The 21,664-nt window shown below is 64.9% G+C and carries 14 protein-coding genes and 1 pseudogene; 6 read left to right on the top strand and 9 right to left on the bottom strand.

Features of this window, described 5'->3' with window-relative positions; genetic code table 11:
* Positions 1 to 316 precede the first annotated feature (316 nt).
* Positions 317 to 3,010: an AMP-binding protein gene (locus tag RCH12_RS15990; protein ID WP_327017526.1), complete on the top strand. Its 2,694-nt coding sequence runs from the start codon at positions 317 to 319 to the stop codon at positions 3,008 to 3,010.
* Positions 3,011 to 3,026: 16 nt separating this feature from the next.
* On the opposite strand, the pseudogene RCH12_RS18570 reads toward RCH12_RS15990, so the two are convergent.
* Positions 3,027 to 3,119 (bottom strand): annotated as a pseudogene (locus RCH12_RS18570) (ATP-binding protein); the annotation flags it as partial.
* A 62-nt stretch (positions 3,120 to 3,181) separates the two neighbouring features.
* Here RCH12_RS18570 and RCH12_RS15995 point away from each other — a divergent pair.
* From RCH12_RS15995 to RCH12_RS16015, 5 genes are all read left to right on the top strand, one after another.
* Entirely contained in the window at positions 3,182 to 4,255 is a 1,074-nt protein-coding gene (locus RCH12_RS15995) for a sensor domain-containing diguanylate cyclase (RefSeq protein WP_327017527.1), read from the top strand.
* Positions 4,256 to 4,803: 548 nt separating this feature from the next.
* The gene (locus RCH12_RS16000) at positions 4,804 to 5,199 is read left to right on the top strand and encodes a hypothetical protein (protein ID WP_327017528.1); all 396 of its coding nucleotides are present in this window, start codon (positions 4,804 to 4,806) and stop codon (positions 5,197 to 5,199) included.
* Between the two features lie 211 nt (positions 5,200 to 5,410).
* Entirely contained in the window at positions 5,411 to 6,097 is a 687-nt protein-coding gene (locus RCH12_RS16005; RefSeq protein WP_231383455.1) for a helix-turn-helix domain-containing protein, read from the top strand.
* On the top strand, positions 6,097 to 6,975 hold the full coding sequence (locus RCH12_RS16010; RefSeq protein WP_327017529.1) for a hypothetical protein: 879 nt from the start codon (positions 6,097 to 6,099) through the stop codon (positions 6,973 to 6,975). The genes RCH12_RS16005 and RCH12_RS16010 overlap by 1 nt, the downstream gene beginning before the upstream one ends.
* 440 nt (positions 6,976 to 7,415) lie before the next feature.
* Positions 7,416 to 7,883, top strand: coding sequence for an SRPBCC family protein (locus tag RCH12_RS16015; RefSeq protein ID WP_196904761.1), 468 nt, complete (start codon positions 7,416 to 7,418; stop codon positions 7,881 to 7,883).
* 209 nt (positions 7,884 to 8,092) lie between these two features.
* On the opposite strand, the gene RCH12_RS16020 is transcribed toward RCH12_RS16015, so the two are convergent.
* The 8 genes from RCH12_RS16020 to RCH12_RS16055 all read right to left on the bottom strand — a co-directional run bounded on the left by RCH12_RS16020 (position 8,093) and on the right by RCH12_RS16055 (position 21,296).
* Positions 8,093 to 9,277 (bottom strand): ATP-binding protein, encoded by a 1,185-nt coding sequence (locus RCH12_RS16020; protein ID WP_327017530.1) that lies wholly within the window; start codon positions 9,275 to 9,277, stop codon positions 8,093 to 8,095.
* Positions 9,278 to 9,865: 588 nt separating this feature from the next.
* Positions 9,866 to 10,768, bottom strand: coding sequence for a lytic transglycosylase domain-containing protein (locus RCH12_RS16025; protein WP_327017531.1), 903 nt, complete (start codon positions 10,766 to 10,768; stop codon positions 9,866 to 9,868).
* Positions 10,765 to 11,709 carry an anchored repeat-type ABC transporter permease subunit gene (locus RCH12_RS16030; RefSeq protein WP_327017532.1) on the bottom strand — a complete coding sequence of 315 codons (945 nt, stop codon included), beginning with the start codon at positions 11,707 to 11,709 and terminating at the stop codon, positions 10,765 to 10,767. The genes RCH12_RS16025 and RCH12_RS16030 overlap by 4 nt, the downstream gene beginning before the upstream one ends.
* Positions 11,710 to 11,713: 4 nt before the next feature.
* Positions 11,714 to 12,502 (bottom strand): anchored repeat-type ABC transporter ATP-binding subunit, encoded by a 789-nt coding sequence (locus tag RCH12_RS16035; RefSeq protein ID WP_327017533.1) that lies wholly within the window; start codon positions 12,500 to 12,502, stop codon positions 11,714 to 11,716.
* A complete protein-coding gene (locus RCH12_RS16040) occupies positions 12,499 to 13,536 on the bottom strand; it encodes a choice-of-anchor M domain-containing protein (RefSeq protein ID WP_327017534.1) in 1,038 nt (345 codons plus the stop codon). Before RCH12_RS16040 ends, RCH12_RS16035 begins: the two co-directional genes overlap by 4 nt.
* A gap of 62 nt (positions 13,537 to 13,598) precedes the next feature.
* Entirely contained in the window at positions 13,599 to 15,152 is a 1,554-nt protein-coding gene (locus RCH12_RS16045) for an anchored repeat ABC transporter, substrate-binding protein (protein ID WP_327017535.1), read from the bottom strand.
* A 2-nt stretch (positions 15,153 to 15,154) separates the two neighbouring features.
* On the bottom strand, positions 15,155 to 20,521 hold the full coding sequence (locus tag RCH12_RS16050; protein WP_327017536.1) for a TIGR03773 family transporter-associated surface protein: 5,367 nt from the start codon (positions 20,519 to 20,521) through the stop codon (positions 15,155 to 15,157).
* A gap of 139 nt (positions 20,522 to 20,660) precedes the next feature.
* Positions 20,661 to 21,296 (bottom strand): hypothetical protein, encoded by a 636-nt coding sequence (locus tag RCH12_RS16055; RefSeq protein ID WP_327017537.1) that lies wholly within the window; start codon positions 21,294 to 21,296, stop codon positions 20,661 to 20,663.
* Positions 21,297 to 21,664 lie beyond the last annotated feature (368 nt).

Consider the following 21,664-nt stretch of genomic DNA (forward strand, 5'->3'; position numbering starts at 1 on the left):
GAGCAGCGAGGCTCAGCGCACAACCACGCCCCAGCACGCCGCCGCAACTCAAATCAGAACACGACTCCCAACCTCAGCCGATCGGTGGAATGAGGGTAAAACGGACACCCGTAGAAACCCAGCTTCAACTCCCACGATTCGAAACTATGGCTAGATTCATAGTGATTTGAGGAGTGGACACGCTCCGCTGACTCGCACGACCGGCCAGCTTATTAGCTGGCTGTTTTTGGACGCACTACGCCGTACACAATTATGCTGTCGAACCGCAGTGAAGTTAGGTTAGGCTTACCTGGCCCGATTCTGGGTGCCTCACTTCGTGCCGAAAGTCGTCATGCCAAACATGCCCTCGATAATCCCTGCGCCCAGCCTGTCCCTGCTCGGCGGCCACCCCGATGCGACCGCCCTGGTAGCCAACGGCGACGTGATCAGTTACGCCGAGCTCGCGCGGCGCATCCACCAGCGCAGGCTCCAACTCGGTGAGACCCGGCGTCTGGTGATGATCGCCGCGGCCAACAGGCTTGAGCCGATCGTGACCTATCTGGCAGCGCTCGAGGGCGGGCATCCGGTGTTTCTCGTCTCCGACGGCCAGGACGAGGCGAGCGTCGCCCACCGATCCGCGCTCACCGATCGTTTCCGGCCCGATATCGTCGCCGAAGATGGCCCACAGGGGTGGGCGCTCGCGGAACTTCATCCCGGTAGTCGGCGCACCTTTCACCCGGAGTTGGCCCTGCTCGCGAGCACGTCGGGCTCTACCGGATCTCCGAAGCTCGTGCGTCTCTCGTACGACAATCTGCGCAGCAACGCCGCAGCCATAGCCGAGTACCTGCATCTGGACCCCCGCGATCGTGCGGCGACCACCCTGCCTTTGCAGTATTGCTATGGACTGTCTGTCGTGAACAGCCATCTGATTGCGGGTGCCAGCATTCTTCTCACCGAGCGCTCGGTAACCGAGGAGGATTTCTGGCAGGACGCAGCCGATCATCGAATCACATCGTTCGCGGGCGTTCCCCACACCTTCGAGATGCTCGAGGCGGGCCATTTCGCCGAACGGGCCCTGCCCAGCCTGCGCTACCTCACCCAGGCCGGTGGCCGGCTGGCGCCCGAGGTTGTCCGCCGGTTCGCCCTGCTGGGCGAGGAACGCGGTTTCCAGCTGTTTGTAATGTACGGCCAGACCGAAGCCACAGCTCGTATGGCCTACCTGCCTCCACACCTGATCGAAAACTCCGCCGGCGCCATCGGCCGAACCATTCCCGGAGGGCGCTTCCGGATCGACGACGAGGACGGCACCGAGGCTCCGCACGGCAATCCCGGAGAGCTCGTCTACGAGGGGCCCAACGTGATGCTGGGTTATGCCCAGACACCAGCGGATTTTGAACTCGGTCGAACCGTACACGAGCTGCGAACGGGCGACCTCGCGCGCTGTCGCGACGACGGCTTATACGAGATCGTCGGGCGGATGAACCGTTTCGTCAAGATTTTCGGACTGCGGATCGACCTCGACCGCGTTGAGCGCCTCCTCGCCGACGAGAGAATCGAGGTGCGGGTCGCCAGCGCCGATGAACGGCTGCTGCTCTTCGCCACCTCAGATCGCTCGGCCCGACGCGCCCACGAACGCGCCGCCGCCCTCGTCGGAATTCCTCACCGAGTCATCAGCGCGTATGCGGTAGCGGAGTTTCCCCGCACCTCGAGTGGAAAACCCGACACAGCAGCCCTGGTGCGGTTTGCCGCGCAGCAGGATCGCACCTCCACACCCGACGATGCGGCGCCAGCTCCCGCTGCGCCGGACGCCGCCGGTGTCTCGCCCGAGATGATTCGAGACCTACTCTCGACGTTGCTCTCCCAACCGAAAGTGAGCCTTGAGGACTCCTTCGCCGGCCTCGGCGGCGACTCACTCAGCTACATCGAAGTGTCCCTCAGGCTCGAGGCGATGCTCGGCGATTTGCCCCGGGACTGGCCAACCCGCACTCCGTGGGAGCTGGCGGCGTTCGGTGCGCAGGTGCGCGACAACACAAAAGTCGATCAAGGCGAGGTTGCTCGCCCTAGTGCCCGCCCGGCGCCCGGTGGAGAGCGTCCCCGCTTCTTCACGACCCTCCAACGCATGGAGACGCCCGCCGTGCTGCGGGCCATAGCCATCGTGCTCATCGTCGGCACCCACGCCGATTTATTCGGGCTGAAGGGCGGCGCCCACCTGCTGATCGCCGTCGCCGGGTACAACCTTGCCCGCTTCCAACTCGCGGCAGTGCCGGGGTGTGCCAGATTTCGTGGACTTGCACGGAGCGCTGCCGAACTCGCGGTGCCCGCGGTGCTCTGGATCGGTGCCGTCTCTCTGCTGACCGGCCAGTACCGCGTCACGACGGTCTTCCTCGTGAACAACCTGGTGCCGGGCGACGGCCGATGGAATGAGCAGTGGCAGTTCTGGTTTCTCGAGGCGCTGCTGTGGACCCTCGTCGGCTTGGCAGCCGTTTTCGCTGTGCGCCCGGTGGACCAGTTGGAGCGGCGGTGGCCGTTCGGCTTCGCCCTAGTGAGCTTCGCCGTTGCCCTCGGGGCTCGGTTCGTCGTCGCCGGCGCTCACGCCGAGTACGTCGAGCGCTACAGCGTCCCGGTAGTGGTGTGGCTGATCGCGCTCGGATGGCTTGTCGCACGAGCCGACACCACGGCGCGCCGCGCACTTGTGTCAGTGCTCGCAGTGGCGAGTTCGGTCGGTTTCTTCGACGATTGGTTGCGAGAGGCGATCCTCGCCTCCGGTGCGCTGGTGCTGATCTGGGTGCCTGCTGTTCGCGTTCCTCGGTGGCTCGTGCCCACCGTCGCCGCACTCGCCGGGGCGTCGATGTTCATCTATCTCACGCACTGGCAGGTGTACCCACCATTCGAGCAGAGCGCACCGTGGCTCGGCACTCTGCTGTCGCTCACGCTTGGCTTCATCGCTTGGCGCGGGTACACGCTGGTGAGCGATCGCGTCAGGCGACCGATTCGATCGTGGCGCGCTGCAGCGGCGGCGCAAGGGAAGTGACGGGTTGCGGCGTAGCCGCACTCAGAGGTCGGTTCGTGGTAATCACGATCGACGTTTTCAGGTAGCGCTGGTTGATGACTTGGAACAGTGCCGACGCGGCCTGGGCGGGCTGTTTTCGGTCGGCGTTAACACTAGGATTGAGCATCGAAAAAAACCATTTGGACTGTCCGGGTGACCACCTGTGAACAGGAGGAATTCGCTATGACGGCAACTTCAATGACGTCGTCCCCTGATGCCTCTAGCCGATTTGACGGTGTAATCACAGGGGTGCGTGATGCGCGCCGGCTCAAGGCTGTTGCCGACGCAAACCTGCACGGCCACATGGCTGACCCTGATCTGGATGCGGTGGTTGCCACCCTGCGGCTGGTCTCCGCGTCGCCGATCGTCGTTGTGAACATCGTCAGTGCCGACCGGCAGACCTACGCCGCGGAGGTCGGTATCGGGGCCGAATGCACCTCAGTGCCGGACACGCTGTCCTTTTGTGCCGAGGTGGTCGACACCGGTCGGGCGCTAACGGTCCCTAATGCCGCTGCGCATCCCGTCTACAGCCAGAACCCGATGGTAAGAAGCGGGAACATCGGTTCATACGCGGGCGTCCCGCTGATCGACAACGGCGTCATTCTGGGCAGCGTGGCAATATTCGACCACCAGGAGCGAGCTTTCTCTGCTGAGGTCCTGGACGTCCTTCGACACCAGGGGCAGCTCGCTGGGTCGGTGCTCGCACTGCGCCGGTCGGCCCGCATGGACGCGTTGACCGGGCTGCCCAACCGTGCCCTTTACGGGGATCGCCTCGAGGGGGCACTGGCGAGACTGGAGCGCAGCGGGGGAATGGTCTGCGTGATGTACCTCGACATCGACGACTTCAAGACTATTAACGACACCTTCGGGCATGGTGGGGGCGACGAGGTTCTTCTCGAGCTAGGGAGGAGGCTGGTCAACGTGTTGCGCCACGCTGCTACGGTGGCGCGCTTCGGCGGGGATGAATTTGTGATCCTCTGCGAGGACCTCGAAAGCGTCGACGGTGCCAAACAGCTGGCAGCTCGGGTCGTGGCCGCGACCACCGAGCCGTGGGAAGTCCAGGGCCGGTTCAGGCCCATCCACGTGAGCATTGGTTTCGCCGTGACTACTTCTGCCACGACCGAGCCATCTGTATTGCTTGGTGACGCCGACACCGCCATGTACTCGGCGAAGCGCTCGCCTGCCTCCACGTCGGTATTAGCACCCATTCGGCTTACGACACCCTAATGCCCTCCGCGTTGAGCCACGTCTCACCCATTGGTCGTGACGATGTGGGGCGGAGGAGCACGGGGCGCGTTACTCGATCGAGCAACCCGGTCATCGCTTGCGTTCCCGCTATGTGGTACACGGATTCCTAACCCTGACCCCAGCGAGTGGATTGCTCATAAGAGAATATTCACTATGGCAGGATCACCACGGGAATTCGCTCCTGAGCACAAGACGAGGCCGTGAAGCCGGTTTTGACCACCGGCAGAGCGGTCGCGACCGTCGCCCGCGACCTCGGGTCACAGGCAGGTTTGGAAAAAAACCAACTGGTCGCTCGTACGAGACGCTTGCTGGTTGACCTGGGCAGAGCCCGAACTCTGGTGGCCAACATAGCCGAAATCGCGACAACCTGTCGGGGGACCCAACTCTGCAATTCCTGCAATAGATGCAGTACTTGTTGACATAATCAACATTATCGGCCATATTGGGCGTTATTCTGCCTGTGATATGACCCGTGGAAACACTTGTCATTCTTGCCATTGCGTCCGTGACGCGGAAGAATTGCGGGCATGAGTATCCCTGTTCCCGCCTCGCAGCCCGGTCACCGCGCGTACGAGGACTCTGTGCGGCTGGACACCGGGGGCATCGTCACGGGTCTCCGCGAGATCCTCGGCGCGCAACTCGTCGCCTACCTCGGCCGTGTGTCGAACACGCGCTCGGTGCGTGAGTGGGCGGATGGCTCGCGCGCGCCGGGCGCGGACGTCGTGCAGCGGCTGCGTACCTCTTATTATGTGGCCGGCATTCTGATTGAACGGGATAGCGCGAAGGTAGTCCAGGCGTGGTTCCAGGGCATGAATCCGGAGTTGGGCGATCAGTCCCCCGCCGCCCTGTTGCGCGTTGAGCCTCTTGATGATGTTGGCCCGAGAATTATTGCGGCCGCCCGGTCCTTCGCGGCTCAGGGGTAGGTTCCTCACCCCAAGCTGCGGCACCGTGTTCGGAAAATAAGCCCTGTCCGCTGGCGGCGGAAACGGACTATTTGCTTTTCGCGCGGCGCACTTTTTTGCATATGTGCAACGGGTATCTCCCGTGCCTGCAATGAGATTCATTGCATATATGCAATGGCTTGCGTAGCATTAGCCTGTGATCACTATGTCTGCGGCTTCGATTGTCACTCGCATGCGCCTGAAGCGAGAACTGAGTAAGACGGCGTTTGCTCAACTCGTAGGAGTGCCCGCGTCGACGATCACTCGAATCGAAGCCGGAATCGTTGACCCGACCTATTCGATGCTGCAGAAGATCGCTTCCGGGGCGGGGTTCACACTCTCGGGAACGCTCGCTGACGTGGGCAGCGATGCGCCCTACGCGGCGGCGGTGGAGCGTATCCAGAACGCCTCAAGCGTCGAGAGGCGCCGCCTGGTGAAGAAGCTCGCGCAGACGGCCACTCTCGCTCCGGCCACCAAGCGGCCCGGGGTACGGATCTTTGCCCTGGACCGGCCGATCGGTGATTTCGTCCGGTACCTGGAGGAACGCGGCGCGAATCCGGCGGTCTCGTCCCTCGAGGCCGTGGCCGAAGACATGACATCCACACATTCCTTTACTCCAGTTGTCTACGTAGAGCGGCCGGAGGATCTCGATGACCTCCCGCTGATGTCGCCAACGGCCAGGTCCAGCGTCATCGTGCTTCCGATCACGGAGAACGTGCGCAGATTCACCCGCTGGGTCGACGGCACCGCAATGCTCGTACCCGAATGGGGCATGCTCGACGCGCTCGCTTCGCCGGGCCGGCAAGCCGACGTCGCACGAAGCTTCCTGCCGCAGCTCGCTGCCCGAGCCAGCATGACCGAAGCCGGAGCTGCGGCGTAGTGGCGCTCGAATTCGAAGACGCCAGATACGGCGCTGAGCGATCTCGGCGGCTCCTGATCACGACCATCATTGCGTTGGGTGAGCATGCGGATGCCGTGACTGTTGTCGGCGCCCATGCGGTCCATGTGTGGGTGCAGAAGAAGTGGGGACCCATTGACATGGAATCCACTCGTGACGGCGACCTCGCAGTCAATCCCGTCCTGATCGCTGAGGACCCGAAGATCATGGAACTCCTGGCCGGGATCGGGCTCGAGCCGGCGCGTCCTGAACGGCCAGGGATCTATGGCCTAGTCAGTGAACGAGGGTTCCCATGGGAGCAGCGCACGACAGTCGACCTCCTAGTCCCCGAAACCTACGCCGGCTCGAAAGGACGCTCCGCTCGAATCCTCGGGCAGAAGAGCGCAACAACCCGCGCGTATGGCCTCGAACTGGCCATCCACGACCGCACCGTGACCCGGATCTCGACAACTGACGGTGACCCTAAACTCACCGTCGATGTCAACGTTGCAGGCCCGGCCGCCCTTCTCATCGCGAAAGCCCACAAGGTGTCAGAGCGGCTGGCCGACGTTGAGAAACGGCCTGACCGTCTCCGTCCCAAAGACTCAGGCGACATAGCCCTCCTCATGATGGTCACCGATGGAGCCGAAATGGCTGAAACGATGCTCAAACACGTGGCCGAAAGACCAGAAATCCGCGCCGTCGTTCACGACGGGATCCGGTACCTCATCGACATGTATTCCGCGGGCAACGACACCATCGTCCGGGAACACATGGCCGCGAGTTTGAGCGCACGTTTCCCCGAACCAGCCATCTTCGATGCAATCGATTCCTGGCTCGCTTCATTCTCCGCACAGCTCGATGAATCGGCCGTTTCCTAGACACGGACTCCCCGCCCGTGGCAGGCGTGGTTTCACCGTCGCATCTGACGACTGCTGGGTATTCGCACTTCTGGGAGGTCAGCGTTATTGACGTACGGGGCCACTGGGCGAGTTGGCGAGAAGCGTGTTGTGGGGCCATGGTGCCACCTCGGTGAGTATTTAAGCCCTTGAGCAACTACCCAATCGTGCAGTTGAGCACCAACGATCGTGCGCCAGAGCGCCTGCGACCGCCGCAGGCGAGTGACAAGCTCCCAGGGATACATTTCAGGTGCTCGCAATTCTCAGCTCCGTTCATTCGGCTGACGTTGTTCGGGCGTGGGTCATGGGTATGAACCCGGAACTGGTTGATGCGTCGCCGGCCGAAGCGCTCTCAGAGGGACGTTCCCGAGAGGTCGTGGCCGCGGCGCGGTCCTACGTAGCCGCGGCCTAGGCTGGGCAGCATGACGGTCGAACAGGTTGAGCAAGGTCCGCGCCGCGTCGCGCGCACTGTCGAGGTGCCGGCTTCGGCCGACGACGTCTTCGCGTTGGTGGCTGATCCGCGCCGTCACGGTGAGCTGGACGGCTCGGACACCGTGGGCGACACGGTGTCGGGGCCGCGGCGGCTCAGCCAGGGAGCACAATTCTCGGTCGCGATGAAGCAGTTCGGCGTCCCGTATCGCATCACCAGCACGGTAACGCGCTTCGAAGACGGTCGGCTTCTGGAATGGCGTCACCCAGCGGGCCACCGGTGGCGCTGGGAACTCACGCCGCTCACGCCCACGTCTTCGCGCGTCACTGAGACCTTCGACTACAGCACCGTCCCAGCCGTGCAGGGCAAGGTCTTCGAGTTGCTCGGCGTTCCTCGGAAGAACGCCGCCGGCATCGAAGCCACCCTGCGCCAACTCGCGTCGCGCTACACCCGCGCTTGACGCGACGATTCACTTCCTGGTCGGACGCCGCGGCCCGCGTCTGCACGGGCATATGGGGGGATCGGCGAATCGAATTCCCACAGATGAACGGGTTCCCACCGGGCAACCGTCAGCACATGCGCACGTTCGCGGGTGCCTGGACTGCCGAGACGCTAATTTCTCAGCAGGCTGCTGGTAATTTGGCGGGTGGCCACCAAGATGACTCGGGGCTACTCCCCTTGTCTGCTGATGAAGTCAGCCATGCCGGGCACGGTGAAGGCGACGAAACCGCGTTCTGGCGTGTAGATGTGACCGCTCCGGATCAAGTCTCGGCGATTGACGGAGAGGTCTGTGGTGCGCTTTTTCCGCAACCGTGTCACGAGTTCGGCCATTGATGAGGGGGCATCGTCGTCGGTGGCCATTGCGGACATGAAGGCACGCTGAGTTGGTGTAGCCCGCTCCCACCTCGATTGATAGAGGCCTTGTTCCACTTCACTGCGCGCTGACTCGATTCCGATGTGGGCGTCCTGCAGAGAAATGGTGTCCGTGGCCCTGACGGCCCAGACATGACTGCCACAGGCTTGGATGAAGTATGGGTATCCCCCCGTCGCTGTCACCGCTGCGTCTAGGGCGTCAGGTTCCCAGTCGACTCCGTTGGCACGGGCCGGGGCAGTGAGGGCGTCAGCTGTAGCGGCGGTGTCGAGCAAACCGATCTGACGATAGTCGTAGAGGCGCTCCGCGTAGCTGGTCGCGTCAGCGAGCACGGCAGGCAGGGACGGCAACCCCGCTCCAACGAACACGACCGGGACGGGGAAGACGTCTTGACCGAGGTTATGCAGGGCGACGTTGAGAGCCGCGAGATCCTCGGGTGGGGCTTCTTGGAGTTCATCGACGGCCAGCACGATGACCGTGTTGGCCTCACGCGCTGCAAGCCCGATGGTCTCCAATAGCTCCTGGAGATCGACGGCGAGATCGCCGCTGTCGGCTACGCCGCGCTCCGGTTCAACGTCGACAGTGAAGGAGTAGGTCCCGGACGGGTCGACACGCACTTGGAATGAACGGAGCACGCGGGCGGCCTTGGACCAGAGCGCTTTGGCACGGTCAGAGCTTGATAGGACTCGTCGAAGTGCGAGGTGAAGCTCTTTGGCCAACGCGACGGCCAGGGGCTTGCTGCTTGAGGCCTCGACTTTGATGAAGATCAACTTCAGCTCGGCCGCGTCTCGTCCGAGCTGATTGAGCAACACGGTCTTCCCTACGCCGCGGAGCCCGGAGAGGATCCACGGCCTCTCCCCCTCCCCCGTTTCCCGTGCCTGGTGCAGCCGTGTGCGGAATTCACCGAGCAGGTCAGAGCGGCCTGCTAGAACAGGCGGCACCCGCCCCGCACCGGGCTTGAAAGGATTCGTCGAAAGCTCCATAAATAGAACAATATAGCCCCGAGTAAACAGATCGCTTACTCGATTATAGAAGCCCTTATAAAAGGGCGGTGATATCGCTTGGCTTCACGAATGCCCGGCCTGTCAGCGGCTGCCTACCTCTTATTGCGTGGCTTATTGCGGAGTACGAAAAAGCCCCGGCATGCATCGCCTGGGGCAGACGAGCATGAGTACCGGGGCTAATCGTTGGAGTGGGGGACTCCGATTCGTATCGGTACTCGCGTATCGCCCGTGGAGGACTTCGCCGGGCCTGCTGAGGGCAAGTTCGTGGCCCGGTCTCGGGTCTCGCGCCGGACAGCTGGGGCGGACCTACTGTTGTTGTGCTGAGTCCCAGGCCATGACTGCCACCAGCAGACCGAGAGAGGCCGCGCCTCCGATGATGAATTTGCTAATACCGTTGGTCCAACGATTGATGTCATATGCTGCGGGGTACATGGGCACAGTCGTTGGCGCACGGCCCGACCTTCGCTATCGCGCACATTCTCAGGGATTGCTGCCCGGTCAGGGGTACACACCGGGCATCCGTTGTTGACGAGTCCGTCTTTAAAGAGTCCGTGTTCTCATCGGGATTCACGGAGTCCAGATCCCGCGTTCTGCTCTACCTATGCTGGCGGCAGCATAGGCGTCGGCGGCCGACGCTACCCGTGCGTTGTATTCCAGGGATGGATTGTAGGCCGAGATCGCAGCGATCCACGCGGGCGGCTCGCTGAGGTCGTTGTCCGCGGAACACAGGTATGTGGCGGCGGTAAGGACGGCGTCGTCAATGTTCTGCACATTCATGTGACCGTCGCGATTGCCGTCCTGGGCGAATTGTTGCCAGGTCTCCGGGATGAACTGCATCGGTCCGACGGCACGGTCCCAGACGGAATCGCCGTCGAGTTCACCGGCATCGGTGTCCCGGATAGCGGCCGTGGTCGAACCATCCAAAGGAATACCAATCACCGCAGGCGATACGGCGCCGTCCGCTCCGATCTCACCACCGAAGATGCTGCCGTGTTCGGATTCCACCAGCCCGATCGCGGCGAGGGTGTTCCAGCCGAGATGGCAGCCGGGTCGGTTGGCATCCAGCTCGATCGCTGCGCCCGCATATGCGGCGAGGGCCCGCTCCGGGATGCCGGTGGAATGGGCGGTTGCCGCAAGCCATGACGCCTCGGCCAACACAGCGACGGGCGCTGGTACCGAAGCAGCCACAGCAGCGCCATCCCCGGCCGGGAACGACGTGGGCGTGGCCTTGGGCATCACCGGTGCAGGCGCCGCCCGGGTGCCGGTGGCTGTCAGGGACGAGACGAGAAGTGCTGCACCGAGGGCCGCAAAACCGAGGAGTCCCAGTGCCGCCGTCGAGGACAGGAGCCATCGCCTCCGGCCCGCACTCTCGATGGTCTCCAACGCGGGCGCCGCATCACCGGTGGGGACCAGCAATGCCTGGAAGTCAACGTCGTGAACACCCTGACGGGACCCCGGGCTCCCGGTCACGACCGGGATCCGTGAGCCGCCGGCGAGAGAGCGCCACGGGCATCTGGGCTGCCGGCTGCCCGAGCGTCCGGCTTGCCATGAGGGCGCCGTCGGGGCAACTTCGACTGAGCCAGGAGCCCGTTCCGCGGGGCGAGAAACCACGCGGCGAGAAATCCGGCCGTCAGGATCAGCACAATTGTTCCGCCGGTGGGCAGATCCCACGACCACGAGACGTACAGCCCTATGAGCGCCGATACCGCGCCGATCACGGGGGCGAGAGCCATCATGACGGCGAGGCGGTCCGTGAGAAGGCGTGCCGTCGCTGCCGGTGTGATGAGGAGGGCGAGAACCAGGATGTTGCCGATGGTCTGCACACTGATGACGACAGCGAGCGTCACGAGCACGTACAGCACAAGGTCGATCCAGAACACGCGGATGCCCATGGCCTGAGAGGATTCGCGGTCGAGACTGACGGTGACGAGCTCCTTGTAGAGCAGGAACACGACCACGAGAACGAGCACGCCGGTACCGGCGACAACAAGAAGGTCTCCGTCGGGGATGCCGGTGATCGATCCGAAGAGGAATTGTTGGAGTGATCCGGCGTATCCGGGGGCCTGCGAGATGATGACAATACCGAGGGCGAACGCAGCGACGAACAGCACGCCGATGATCGAGTCTTCCTTCAGCCTCCGGTTTTGGGAGAACACCGCAACCAGCACGGCTGTGAGCACCCCGGCGATTGTTCCCCCGAGCACGAGGTTGCCGGAGATGACGAACGCGACGGCTAGACCGGGGAAGACGGCGTGAGCGACGGCGTCTCCGATGAAGGCCATGCCGCGGAGCACGACGAAAGTGCCGACCACGCCGCAGACGATTGACGACATCACGGCGACGAAGAGCGCCTTGGGAAGAAATGCGAGGTCGGGGTTGAGCAGATCGGTGAGGAAGTCGAGGGGGCTCATGCGGTCACGCCACTTTCAGGATGCGCAGGAGAGCGGAGTCGGCCCCGACGCCGAATGCGCGCATCCACGGTTCAGGGTCGGACGCCAGGATGTGCGGCTCGCCAACGGCAATGACTGTGCGGTCAAGCAACGCGATGCGATCACACGAGTACAGAGCAGACGGAATGTCATGGGTGGTCATGAGCACGGCTCGCCCCTCGCGGGCGAGATCGACGAACAGGGCGGAGAGGAGTTCCTGGGTGGGCATGTCAAGGCCAGTGAAGGGTTCATCGAGCAGCAGCACAGCCGAGCGTAGAGCGAGAGCGCGCGCCACGAGTACCCGCTGCCGTTGGCCGCCGGACAGCTGGCCGACGGGCCGACCCGCCAGTGACGTCATCCTCACCCGGTCGAGGGCGTCGGCGACCGCCGCCCAGTCCGCCTCGCCGGGGCGGCGGAGAAGGCCGAGCCGACCGGTGAGGCCGGTGAGCACCACCTGCGCCACAGACAGCGGCAGATCCCAGGCGACGTCATGCCGCTGCGGCACATAGCCGATGGGCGTACGACCGGGTTTTGTGGACCGACCTTCAATGTGTACGCTGCCGCGCATCGGACGTACGAGGCCGAGAATCGTACGGAGCAACGTCGTCTTTCCGGCACCATTGGGTCCGATAAGCCCCACGAGCTCTCCGCTGGCCACCGTCAGGGACGCATCGGTGAGAACGGGACGGCCGCCGAGTTCAACATCCACCCGCTCGATCAGCAGGGTCGGCGCCTCGGTGGGTGCGAGTAGAGGTTTGGAGGTGTCGATGTTCATCGCGGCTCCCCCACCCCGGCCTCGGCCGCTAATTCCGACCGCGTCTCGGCTTTGACCCGGGCGGTGAGCGCCCGCCGCCGTGCTTTCGAACCGCGCACACTGACGAGGATGACCCCGCTCACTAGACCGGCGGCGACGAACGCGATCGCGCCGATCAGGATCGGCACGAGCGGTTCGCCGGTTGTACCCACGGATGTTGTGGCGGCCGTGCCCGGGTCAGATCCGGCAGCTTCCCCAGTGCCGGGTTCGGTCCAGGTGGCGGTGAGCGCGTCGGCGGTTGGGGTTTCCGTGCCGACGGCGAACCGCAAGCGCTGGGTGTCCTCGACATGCGTTCCATCGATCAGATCGGCTGAAGCCTGCAGCTCGACGAGGTAGATGCCGGGCTCGCTGAATACCCAGTTGGCGTGGGTGTGCGTGTTGACGTCCACCCACGCGGGCTGCGGGTCGGCCAATCGGGAGTTGAACAGTACCTGCGGTTCTCCGAATGAACCGGATTGCAGGTAGACGTCGAGCGGACCAGGACCCTGCACACTGGTCATGGTCAGGGTGATGCCCCGGTCGATGCGGTCCATTACCTCGGGGTCCTGGGTGTTCCAGCCGAGCCAGACCACGTCGGTGTTCTGGGTCTGCGGTACCACCCACACGGTGCTGCCGGCCTCGGCGCCGAGGAAGGCATACGCCGGATCATCCGGCACGGTCAGCTCGGCCGTATCCAACACGTGGAGCACGGTTTCTGCGGGGTAGCGCCAGACGCTTGTAGCCTCGGCGTCGGCTTTGGCGGCGTCATCGTGGATGAGGAAGCGCCATTCGCCGTCGTCGAAACGTGGCCCGAGGTCGATGTGGCCGGTGTCGAGAACGTGGTCGCCGTGCACAATGGCTAGAGCGCCCAGTTGCTGGTCGAGATTCGGGTCGTCCTCGCCCTGCGCTGACGCCGCGGACGGGACCGTCATCGCCACGAGCATCGCGACGGCGGCGAACGTGAGCGTTATGCCGCGAGGGCGAAGCGGTGGCTGACGGTCGCGCGGATGCGTCATGGAAGGTCCTTCGGTGTTGAGAGTGAACGTGCCTCGGTACGGGGCACGAGAGTGTTGGCCGTTCATGGGCTCAGGCAGCTGCGAAGGCTGTCGGCGTTGAATCGCATCATCTCGATGTAGCCGGTGACCTGGTCGTCAAAGGTGTCGCCATAGATGGAGCACACGGTGATCCCCTGTTCCCTGGCCACTTCCGTGAGTGTGGATGATCGAGCAGCGAGGTTGGGTTCGAGGAACACGGCGCGCACCCCGAGGGTGCGAATGGTTTCGGTGAGCTTCCGCCGGTCGGCGAGAGACGGTTCCGTGGCCGGGTTCGGCGTGACGAAGCCGCCGATGCGCATGCCGTAGGCGTCGGCGAGGTAACCGAAGGCGTCGTGGGTGCTCACCAAATAGCGGTTGGCCTCGGGGATCCCGTCGATCGTCTGCCGCACGTAGTCGTCGGTGGCTTCGAGATCGTCGAGATAGGCGCCCGCGTTGTCTCGGTATTCCGCCGCTCCTGACGGATCGGCGCCGATGAGGGTGTCACGGATGAGGTTGACGTAGGCCATCGTATTCCGCACGTTCTGCCACAGGTGTGGATCGATCTCCCCGTGCACATGCTTGCCCAGCACGGCCTGCGCCAGCTGGTAGACCTGTTGTCCGGGTCGGCCGAGGAACGCGAATTCGCCACCGGCCGGGATCTCGGCAAGCGCCGTTGCCGGAACGGCGATGACAACGTCCCCCGCATCAAGACGTTGCTGACTGTGGTCGCCGCCGCCCTCGGCGTCATATCGCACGTCGAGCTGACCGGTGTCGAGGTCGGCGCTGAGATCGGCATGGCCCTGGTCGAGGACGACCGCGTCTGGTTTCCCGGCCGCTGATGGGTCGACGCCCACAGCAAAGGTGTACGTCGACTCACCGACGTCGACGGGTCGGGAGGTGTCGTCTGCCTGCACCTGAGCCCGGAGCGTGAGGGTGTATACGCCCGGTTTTGTGAATGCCCACGACAGGTGCGTGTGGGCGTCGACTGGCAGGCTCACCGTGTCGTCCTGGTACCCGGATGCCGCGTCGAAGCCGTCCCCGGAATCGATGTACCGCTCGGTGTCACCGAACGTGCCCGTCAGGTAGGCATAGACCTCTCCCGGTCCGGTCATAGCGATGGCCGACAGGAGCACGTCGGAGCTGCGATCGGCGCCGTACCGCGACCCGTCGCCGTGCACGCGCAGACCCAGCCACACGGTGTCGAGGTTGACGTTCTCGACCAGGGGAATGATCTCTGCCGCGTACTTCACTGCTTCCTCCGCGAGGGAGACGCTGACGGCGTCATCGGTGAGATTCGCGTCGAGGGTCTTGATGACATTGTGTTCTTCGAGCAGCGCGTAGTTCGAGAATGCCACATCCGCGTAGACGACATTCCGGGCGTCTCGAAGGCTGGGTTCGTAGCTGTGCGGGTCCGCACCAGCAGGCACAAGGGAGGCGACATCGACACGGTCGCCTCCCACTTGCTCAACCAGGTCCCGCAGGAGTCCGGTTGTGGTCACGACCTGCAGCCGGTCGCTGCCCGCGTCGAGCGTCGGCGAGCTCGCACATCCGCTCAGTAGCAGCGTCGCAAGCACCCCCGTGACGATCAGCCGCCTCATCCTCACGCCGCACCGGGCGCCGCGGCCGCATCCTTTCCGACAGGCGATCGCGCACCTCGGCGACGCCACAGAAGCACCCCGCCGAAGCCGGCCGCGGCGAGCAGCAATCCGCCGAGGACGGTCAGCAGAAGCGGCACCGGATTCCCTTCGGCGAACGCCTGGAGGGGATCGGTGAAGCCACGGCTCACGGTTCCGTGCCCAGGCAGCACGGTCCGTCCTGACTCCGCGGCCTCTACGGCGGCCTGCTCTGCAGACGCCCCGGCGGCAGCGATGGTGTCGCCCCCCGTCAGCACCGCGTTCGAGATGGTGCCGCACCCGGTTCCGCTGCCTGCCACGGCACTGGCCGGGTTCACATCACCCACGGCGACCGTGAGCGTCTGGGTGTCGCTGGAGGGGCTGCCGTTGGCCAGCGTGGTCGTCTGTGTCATTTTCAGCCGGTAGATGCCTTCTGCGCTGAACGCCCAGTTGGCGTGGGCGTGCACGCCGAGAGGGATGCTGTACGTCGAGCCGTCGCCCGCGAGAACGATCTGCTGAACTCCGCCGAACGAGCCTGAGGTGTAGACGGTCACCGCACCAGGGCCTTCGACCGAGTCGAGGCTCCAAGACACCGGGCTTGCGGCGTTCCCGGCGTTCAGCGCCTCGGTGTTCCAGCCCAACCAGATGAGCCCCGCATTCTGGGTTTGGGGTACCTGCCACACCGTTGACCCGGCCTGGCCGACCTGTCCGTACCCGGACGGCAGCACCAGCTTGCCCTCGGGCTTCAGCCACAACACCACGCCGGCGGGTTCGCGATAGACCTTGGTGCCCGAACTGTCATCGCCGACGAGCGAACGCAGCTGACCGCCGACGATGCGGGTGGCATAGTCGATGTGTCCAGACGACAGGATGGTCGCTCCCGCAACACACTGTGTCGCCGCGACGGCGGTTGCCGCCGGTGTGACGGTGTCCGGTTGGATCCCGGGGGTCGGTGTGGCCGGCGCTACTGCGGCCGCGATGCTCAGCGCATCCCAGCCGAAAAGCGGCCCGCCCTGGGTCTTCACCACGAGCTTATGGATGCCCGTCGCGGCGTCGGCGGGCAGGCGCACCTGCACCGCACCCGATGCTCCCACCTGCTTCCAGCCCAGCCAGGTGGGATCGGAGTGTAACCACACCGACATCCAGTCGCCGGCGTGAGCCTTGCCGAGCTGGATCGTGACGAGCTGACCGGGGGTGAAACCACTACCCCCGCCCAGCACCTGAACGCCGCCAGTGGTGGCATCGGTGAGCTGCGCCGCCGGGATCGGCGTGGTGTCTGCCGAGGTCGGTTCTCCAGCCGGGGCTGTGAAACACAGCCCCGGATCGACGCGTTTCACGTCGGTGCGGCCCACAGCAACGGCGAGCACGAAGTCAGACGTGGATGCGCCGCCAGCTGTCAGGGTGGTCGCGCGTTCGAACGCCAGGCAGTACACGCCCTCCGCGGAGAAGGCCCAGGTGCCGTGCGCGTGCACGTGTTGCGGGATTAGGAACGAATCGGCGGCGGTGATGCCGTCGCGCGTGTTGAAGAGCACGGATGGTGCACCGAGATTGGTTTCGTACAGCGCAAACTCGCCGGGGCCCTCGACGTCGCTGAGCGACCACTGAACCCCGCCGGTGATCACGTTGTCCCCGATCAGCTCGGTGGACCAGCCGGGCCACAGAAGACCCTCCTGCTGCACTTGATCGACCTGCCACACCGTCGATCCGGCAGCGCCGAGGAACGCGAACTCGGGCTGGGCGGGGATCGTGGCTTCGGCCGCCGGGCGGATCTGCAGTACGACCTTCGCCGGGTCGCGGTAGACGGGCCCGGCGATGGCGTCGCTGTCGTCCTTGATGGCGGTCGTCAGTGCGCCGCTCTGGACACGCGAGGCGATGTCGACGTGACCGTCGGTGATGATCGTCGCGCCCGAGAGGGTTGTCGAGTGGTTGGGCACGTCCCAGTTCACGGAGGTCCCCGGGTCGGTATCGGGGCCCTCGCCCGGATCAGTGCCCTCGCCACCGTCTGCGCACAACTCCACCTTCGCGGGGTCGTCGACGCCCGCAGCCACGGTCAGGGTTTTGGTGACGGCGATCGCGGTGCCGTCGGCGGTGGTGGCCGACCAGGTGAAGGGCAGACAGTACACCCCAGCAGCGGTGAATTGCTGGTTCATGCGGGTCAGGCGCTCGGGAAACACGGTCTCGTCCTGAAGTTCTCGGCCTGCCCGGGTGTCCAGCGTCGGCGTCGCGGAGCCCACGAGCCGGGATTCGTCGACGTAGTAGTCGCCGGGCCCGGTCACCTTGCCCAGGGTGAGGGACACATCACCGCGCAACGCTCCGACGGGAATGTCCAGCGCGCTCCACTCCTGAAGGTGATGCCAGGTCGGGCCGGATTTAGCGAAATCCCAGACCACCTGTTCCACGTCGGTGACCTGGCGGGCCGAACCGATATCGGTTGACGTGCTTGCTGCGACATCAAAGATGTTCTTGTTCAGCGACAGGTCCACGCGGGTGCTGCGCCCGGTGACGCCGCCGGCCACGACGGTCTTCGTGTCGTCGAGCGTTTTCGGCGTCACCTCGGTGGGAGTGGCGGGCGGGTCGGTGCGGCCGCATGGCTGCACGGTGGAGAGGTCGATGTCGCCGACGGCGACGGTGAGCCGCCCGGCGGCGACCTCATTCGTCGATTGGCCCGTCGGCCGCGCCGTGACCGTCAGATCGATGCAGTAGACGCCGGGCTCGGTGAACGACCAGTTCTCGTGCACGTGGGAGTTGCCGGTGGTGAAGGAGCTGGGCAGGTGTCTACTGTCGAAGTACTCGACGGCCTCACTTTTCTGCACGCCGGAGTACACCGACACGTCGCCAGGGCCGCTGATGTCGTGAACGGTCCAGGTGAACGCGCGGTCGTAGTAAGCGGCGGGCAGGCCTTGCGTGTTGAGGCCCGGCCAGAGCGCGGTGGCGACGTAGGTGGGACTGCTGCTGAAACCGTAGTATTTGTCCCCGGGGTCGCCGAGGAAGGTGAGGTCCTGTAAATCGTCGGGTTCGGGCACCGTGAACGAGGTGAAGCGGCTGTTCGCGACCCATACGGAGTCATCGAGCGACACCGGTTTCTGATCGTACGCGTCGCCGATCGAGGCGAGCCCGAAATCGCCGGCGTCGTCGACCCGTGCCTTGAGGTCGAGGTGACCATGGTCGAACCAGGTCACGGTGGGGTCCAGGTCGCCCGTGCCCGGATCAACCGGGTCGGTCGGATCGCTCGGATCGGTGTCGTCACCGGGGTCGGTACCGCCGCCCTGTGCGCACGGTTTGGCTGTGGAGGCGTCGACACCGACGGCAAAGGTCAAGGTGCCGGCGTCCTCGACGGCGGAGCCGTCCGCGAGGTTCGCCGAGTTGCCCACAGCGAGGCAGTAGACGCCCGGCGCGGAGAACGCGAAGCCCATGGTTCCCGGGTTCGTCCCAGGCCTGATCGAAGCGAACGGGACTCCCATGTCCCGGTTGGCGGCAGCGGTACCGGTCACATCACGTCGGCCACCGGGTCGGCTGTCCCAGATCGCCGCCTGAGCGGGGTCGTCGATGCCGCCGCCGCCGTTGGTCTGATACGTCGCGACGTAGCCCGAGTCTGGAGTGGTCACCGATTTCAGGTCGTAGGCGATGTTGTCACTGTCGTCGAGCTGGCTGGCATCGATGTAGGCACCCTCGAACGCGATCTCGAGCGCGTTCGAACGCTCCCCGACTTCGCTGTCGCTTGAATTTCCAATTGTGCGCCAGAGTCGGGTGCCGGTTGGCGCCACCAGCTGCCACACTGCGTCCGCGCCGCTCTGTCCGGGCCACCGGGTGTCTTGCACAGGTACTGAGAGCACCACGTCGTCTGGATCATGGCTGGTCGACCGGCCGCGGTCGAGCGTGACGATGTCGAGCGACAGGCCCTGCTCGTCGAGTGTGGAGGCGATTCGCGCCTCGCCGGCGTCGAGAACGATGGTGCCGGGCTTTGTGTTGGCGGAGGGCTGGAAAGGGGCGGACGGAATGCCGGCGGGCTGCGCGCACGGAGCGACTGTCGCCGGATCGATGTCCCCCACCGCGAGGGTGAGGATCAGATCGTGGTTCAGCACCGAACCATCCGTGTTCAGTTGCGCCATCGTTTCGATCGTGACGCAATACCGGCCCGCCTGCTCGAAGGCGAGGGCGAACGATTGAAGGGGCTCGTAGAGAAACCCTCCCGGGGGCGAGGTCTCAATCCAGAGTGCGGTGGCGGGTCCGGCCGTGCTGGAACCCTTGAACTCGGAGCCGTCTTGCAGGAGCGCGGCGTCACCGGCGCCGGAAACGGCGCCGAGCCGCGAGAACAGCCCGCCGCTGGAGTCGCCCCACCCCGGGCTACCGACCACGGCGTCGGGGGCAATTGCGGTCGAATCAATGCTGAGCATCAGGTCGTTGATCCCGAAGCTGCCGGCGCTGCTGCGGTAGACGGGCCCCTTTCCCGGAGCGGCTTGTTCCCAGGTGCGCGCGTCTTCCGCTGCGCCAGGCCAACGCTCGCTGCTCGGGATGGTGAGCACCGTGGAGGCGGGGTCAAGCACGGTCGTGGCCTCATCGGCCCCGACGTCGACGAGTCCCTGCGTGAGACGACCGTCTTCGATCTGGTTGGCGATCCGGATGTCGCCCGCCGCGATCACGGTCTGGGGGGCGGCGGCGATCGGGGCGCTCTCCTGAACGGATGGAGCGCCTGTGGTCGGCTCTACCGGTGCATCTGTCGAATCCGGGGCCGCGCCATCCGCGTCATCCGCAGCGGCCGCGACCTCGATGATGTAGCTCGCCGCGACCTCGATGGGCTCAGCTGGCTCGGCTGCCGCGGCGTCGGTGGGCGCGGTGTCGGCGAGCGTGATCGCGGCGAGCACCTCAACGGTGTATGTGCCTGGGCGATCGAACGACCAGGACAGATCGGCCGAGCCGTTCTGGGCGATCGTCAGCCCGGTTGCCGACTCGGCGCCGTCACCCTCAACACCCCAGAGAGTCTGGGTGCCGTCCTCGGCCACAGCCGTGATCCGTGCCGTGGAACCGGGGCCGTCTTGATCGCCGAGGGTCAGTGTGGCTTCAGCCAACTGCGTCCCCGCGGCCAGCCCGGCGGTGTCTACGAGCAGCTGCGTGTGAGATGCGACTCCGACGGCCGCGCTGAACACGGTGACGCTGGGGTTGACACCGACTCCGGCGCGGGCGCCGAGCAAAGCGAAGCCCTGCTCGGCACCCACCAGCGCAGGAACCGAAGCCCCGTCCAGGGTCACCGCATCCTGACCGGCGTCGGCGGCTGCCGGCCCCGCGGGTGCGAACGTGAGGGTCGACCCCAGGACGGCGGTGAGCGCGAGCGTAACGGCAAAGCGAGAAGCGAACATGTCAGCCTTCAGATACGGGTGCCATCGGTCACCCAGGAAAGGAACCGGAACAGGGCAAGTCACCCAAAGATATTGAGTATCATTCTCAACAACAAATCGAGGTCGGCTCGGAAGTCCGAGTCGACCTCGACCTGGTGGGCTAGAAAGTGAAGCGGTACGTCTGCGACGCCGAGTAGTTGCCGACGGTCGAGCCACCCGAAGCGCCCGCGGTGATAGCGGCGGTGACGCCGATGTTCGCTGCCGTCGCCGTCCCACTACCGGAGAAGGTCCAGGTGTAGTGGCCATGGAAGGTGGTCCCGGCGGCGACGGTCTGTACGAACGTCGCCGTGCGCACGCCCGAGGCCGCGACGGTGTTCACGATCGGAGCACTCGAACCGGCCTGGATCTTCAGCCCCACATTGGCGGGGACCGCGAAGGTGAAGGTGACCTTCTTCGACGTGGTGGCGGTGTTCTCAAAACGGATGCCGCCGCCCGAAACAGGCGTCGTGGCCGATTCGGACTCATCAATGACCTTGCCGGACCCAACCGAGAACGAGGCGCTCGAGGCGGACACCGTGTCCCAGACTGCGGCCTCATGCTCGTAGCTCTTGAGCTTCGGCGACTGCGTGTTGGACGTAGCAACGACATCCCACTCGCCGGTCTGCGCGCCCGTGGCGGCGAAGGACGGCGTCGAAACGCCAAGAGCGAGGGAGAACGCGGCCGCGAGGGCGAAAACGGTGAAACCGAGAGTGCGCTGAGCACGACGCGGAGTGAGCGTGGAGGAACCAATGGACATGCGAAGACTTCCTTTCAGGGAAGCAATGACAATGAGGTATTCATTGAGAATGATTCTCATTAAGGTGTATCCGTCGGCGCTTGTCAACTCGGCGTGCCGCCCACTTACGACGGCGCGAGAACCCCGGCCAAAACGAGTAACCCGAGCAGCCCGTGAGTTCCGCCGCCGCGCCCATGATCCACACCCGGCGGCCACCGGAAGGACTGCCACTTACCACGGCGGCGTGTCGATCGGCAGCAGCCGGTCGGCGCCGTACGGTGCCAGCACCAGTGCCGGGATGCCCGGGCCCAGCGATGCCACCGCGGCGAGGGTATTAGAGCTGGTTTGCGCATTCGCCTCGCGCGAGCTCGACACAGACGCGGCGGCCG

Source organism: Cryobacterium sp. MP_3.1 (assembly GCF_035984795.1).
GTDB lineage: Bacteria > Actinomycetota > Actinomycetes > Actinomycetales > Microbacteriaceae > Cryobacterium > Cryobacterium zongtaii.

What these genes read in the sequence shown, in the direction of transcription:
- RCH12_RS16000 (WP_327017528.1), top strand. Translation starts at nt 4,804, where the DNA reads ATGAGTATCCCTGTTCCCGCCTCGCAGCCCGGTCACCGCGCGTACGAG.
- RCH12_RS16005 (WP_231383455.1), top strand. Translation starts at nt 5,411, where the DNA reads ATGCGCCTGAAGCGAGAACTGAGTAAGACGGCGTTTGCTCAACTCGTA.
- RCH12_RS16015 (WP_196904761.1), top strand. Translation starts at nt 7,416, where the DNA reads ATGACGGTCGAACAGGTTGAGCAAGGTCCGCGCCGCGTCGCGCGCACT.
- RCH12_RS16020 (WP_327017530.1), bottom strand. Translation starts at nt 9,277, where the DNA reads ATGGAGCTTTCGACGAATCCTTTCAAGCCCGGTGCGGGGCGGGTGCCG.
- RCH12_RS16030 (WP_327017532.1), bottom strand. Translation starts at nt 11,709, where the DNA reads ATGAGCCCCCTCGACTTCCTCACCGATCTGCTCAACCCCGACCTCGCA.
- RCH12_RS16035 (WP_327017533.1), bottom strand. Translation starts at nt 12,502, where the DNA reads ATGAACATCGACACCTCCAAACCTCTACTCGCACCCACCGAGGCGCCG.
- RCH12_RS16040 (WP_327017534.1), bottom strand. Translation starts at nt 13,536, where the DNA reads ATGACGCATCCGCGCGACCGTCAGCCACCGCTTCGCCCTCGCGGCATA.
- RCH12_RS16045 (WP_327017535.1), bottom strand. Translation starts at nt 15,152, where the DNA reads ATGAGGCGGCTGATCGTCACGGGGGTGCTTGCGACGCTGCTACTGAGC.
- RCH12_RS16050 (WP_327017536.1), bottom strand. Translation starts at nt 20,521, where the DNA reads ATGTTCGCTTCTCGCTTTGCCGTTACGCTCGCGCTCACCGCCGTCCTG.
- RCH12_RS16055 (WP_327017537.1), bottom strand. Translation starts at nt 21,296, where the DNA reads ATGTCCATTGGTTCCTCCACGCTCACTCCGCGTCGTGCTCAGCGCACT.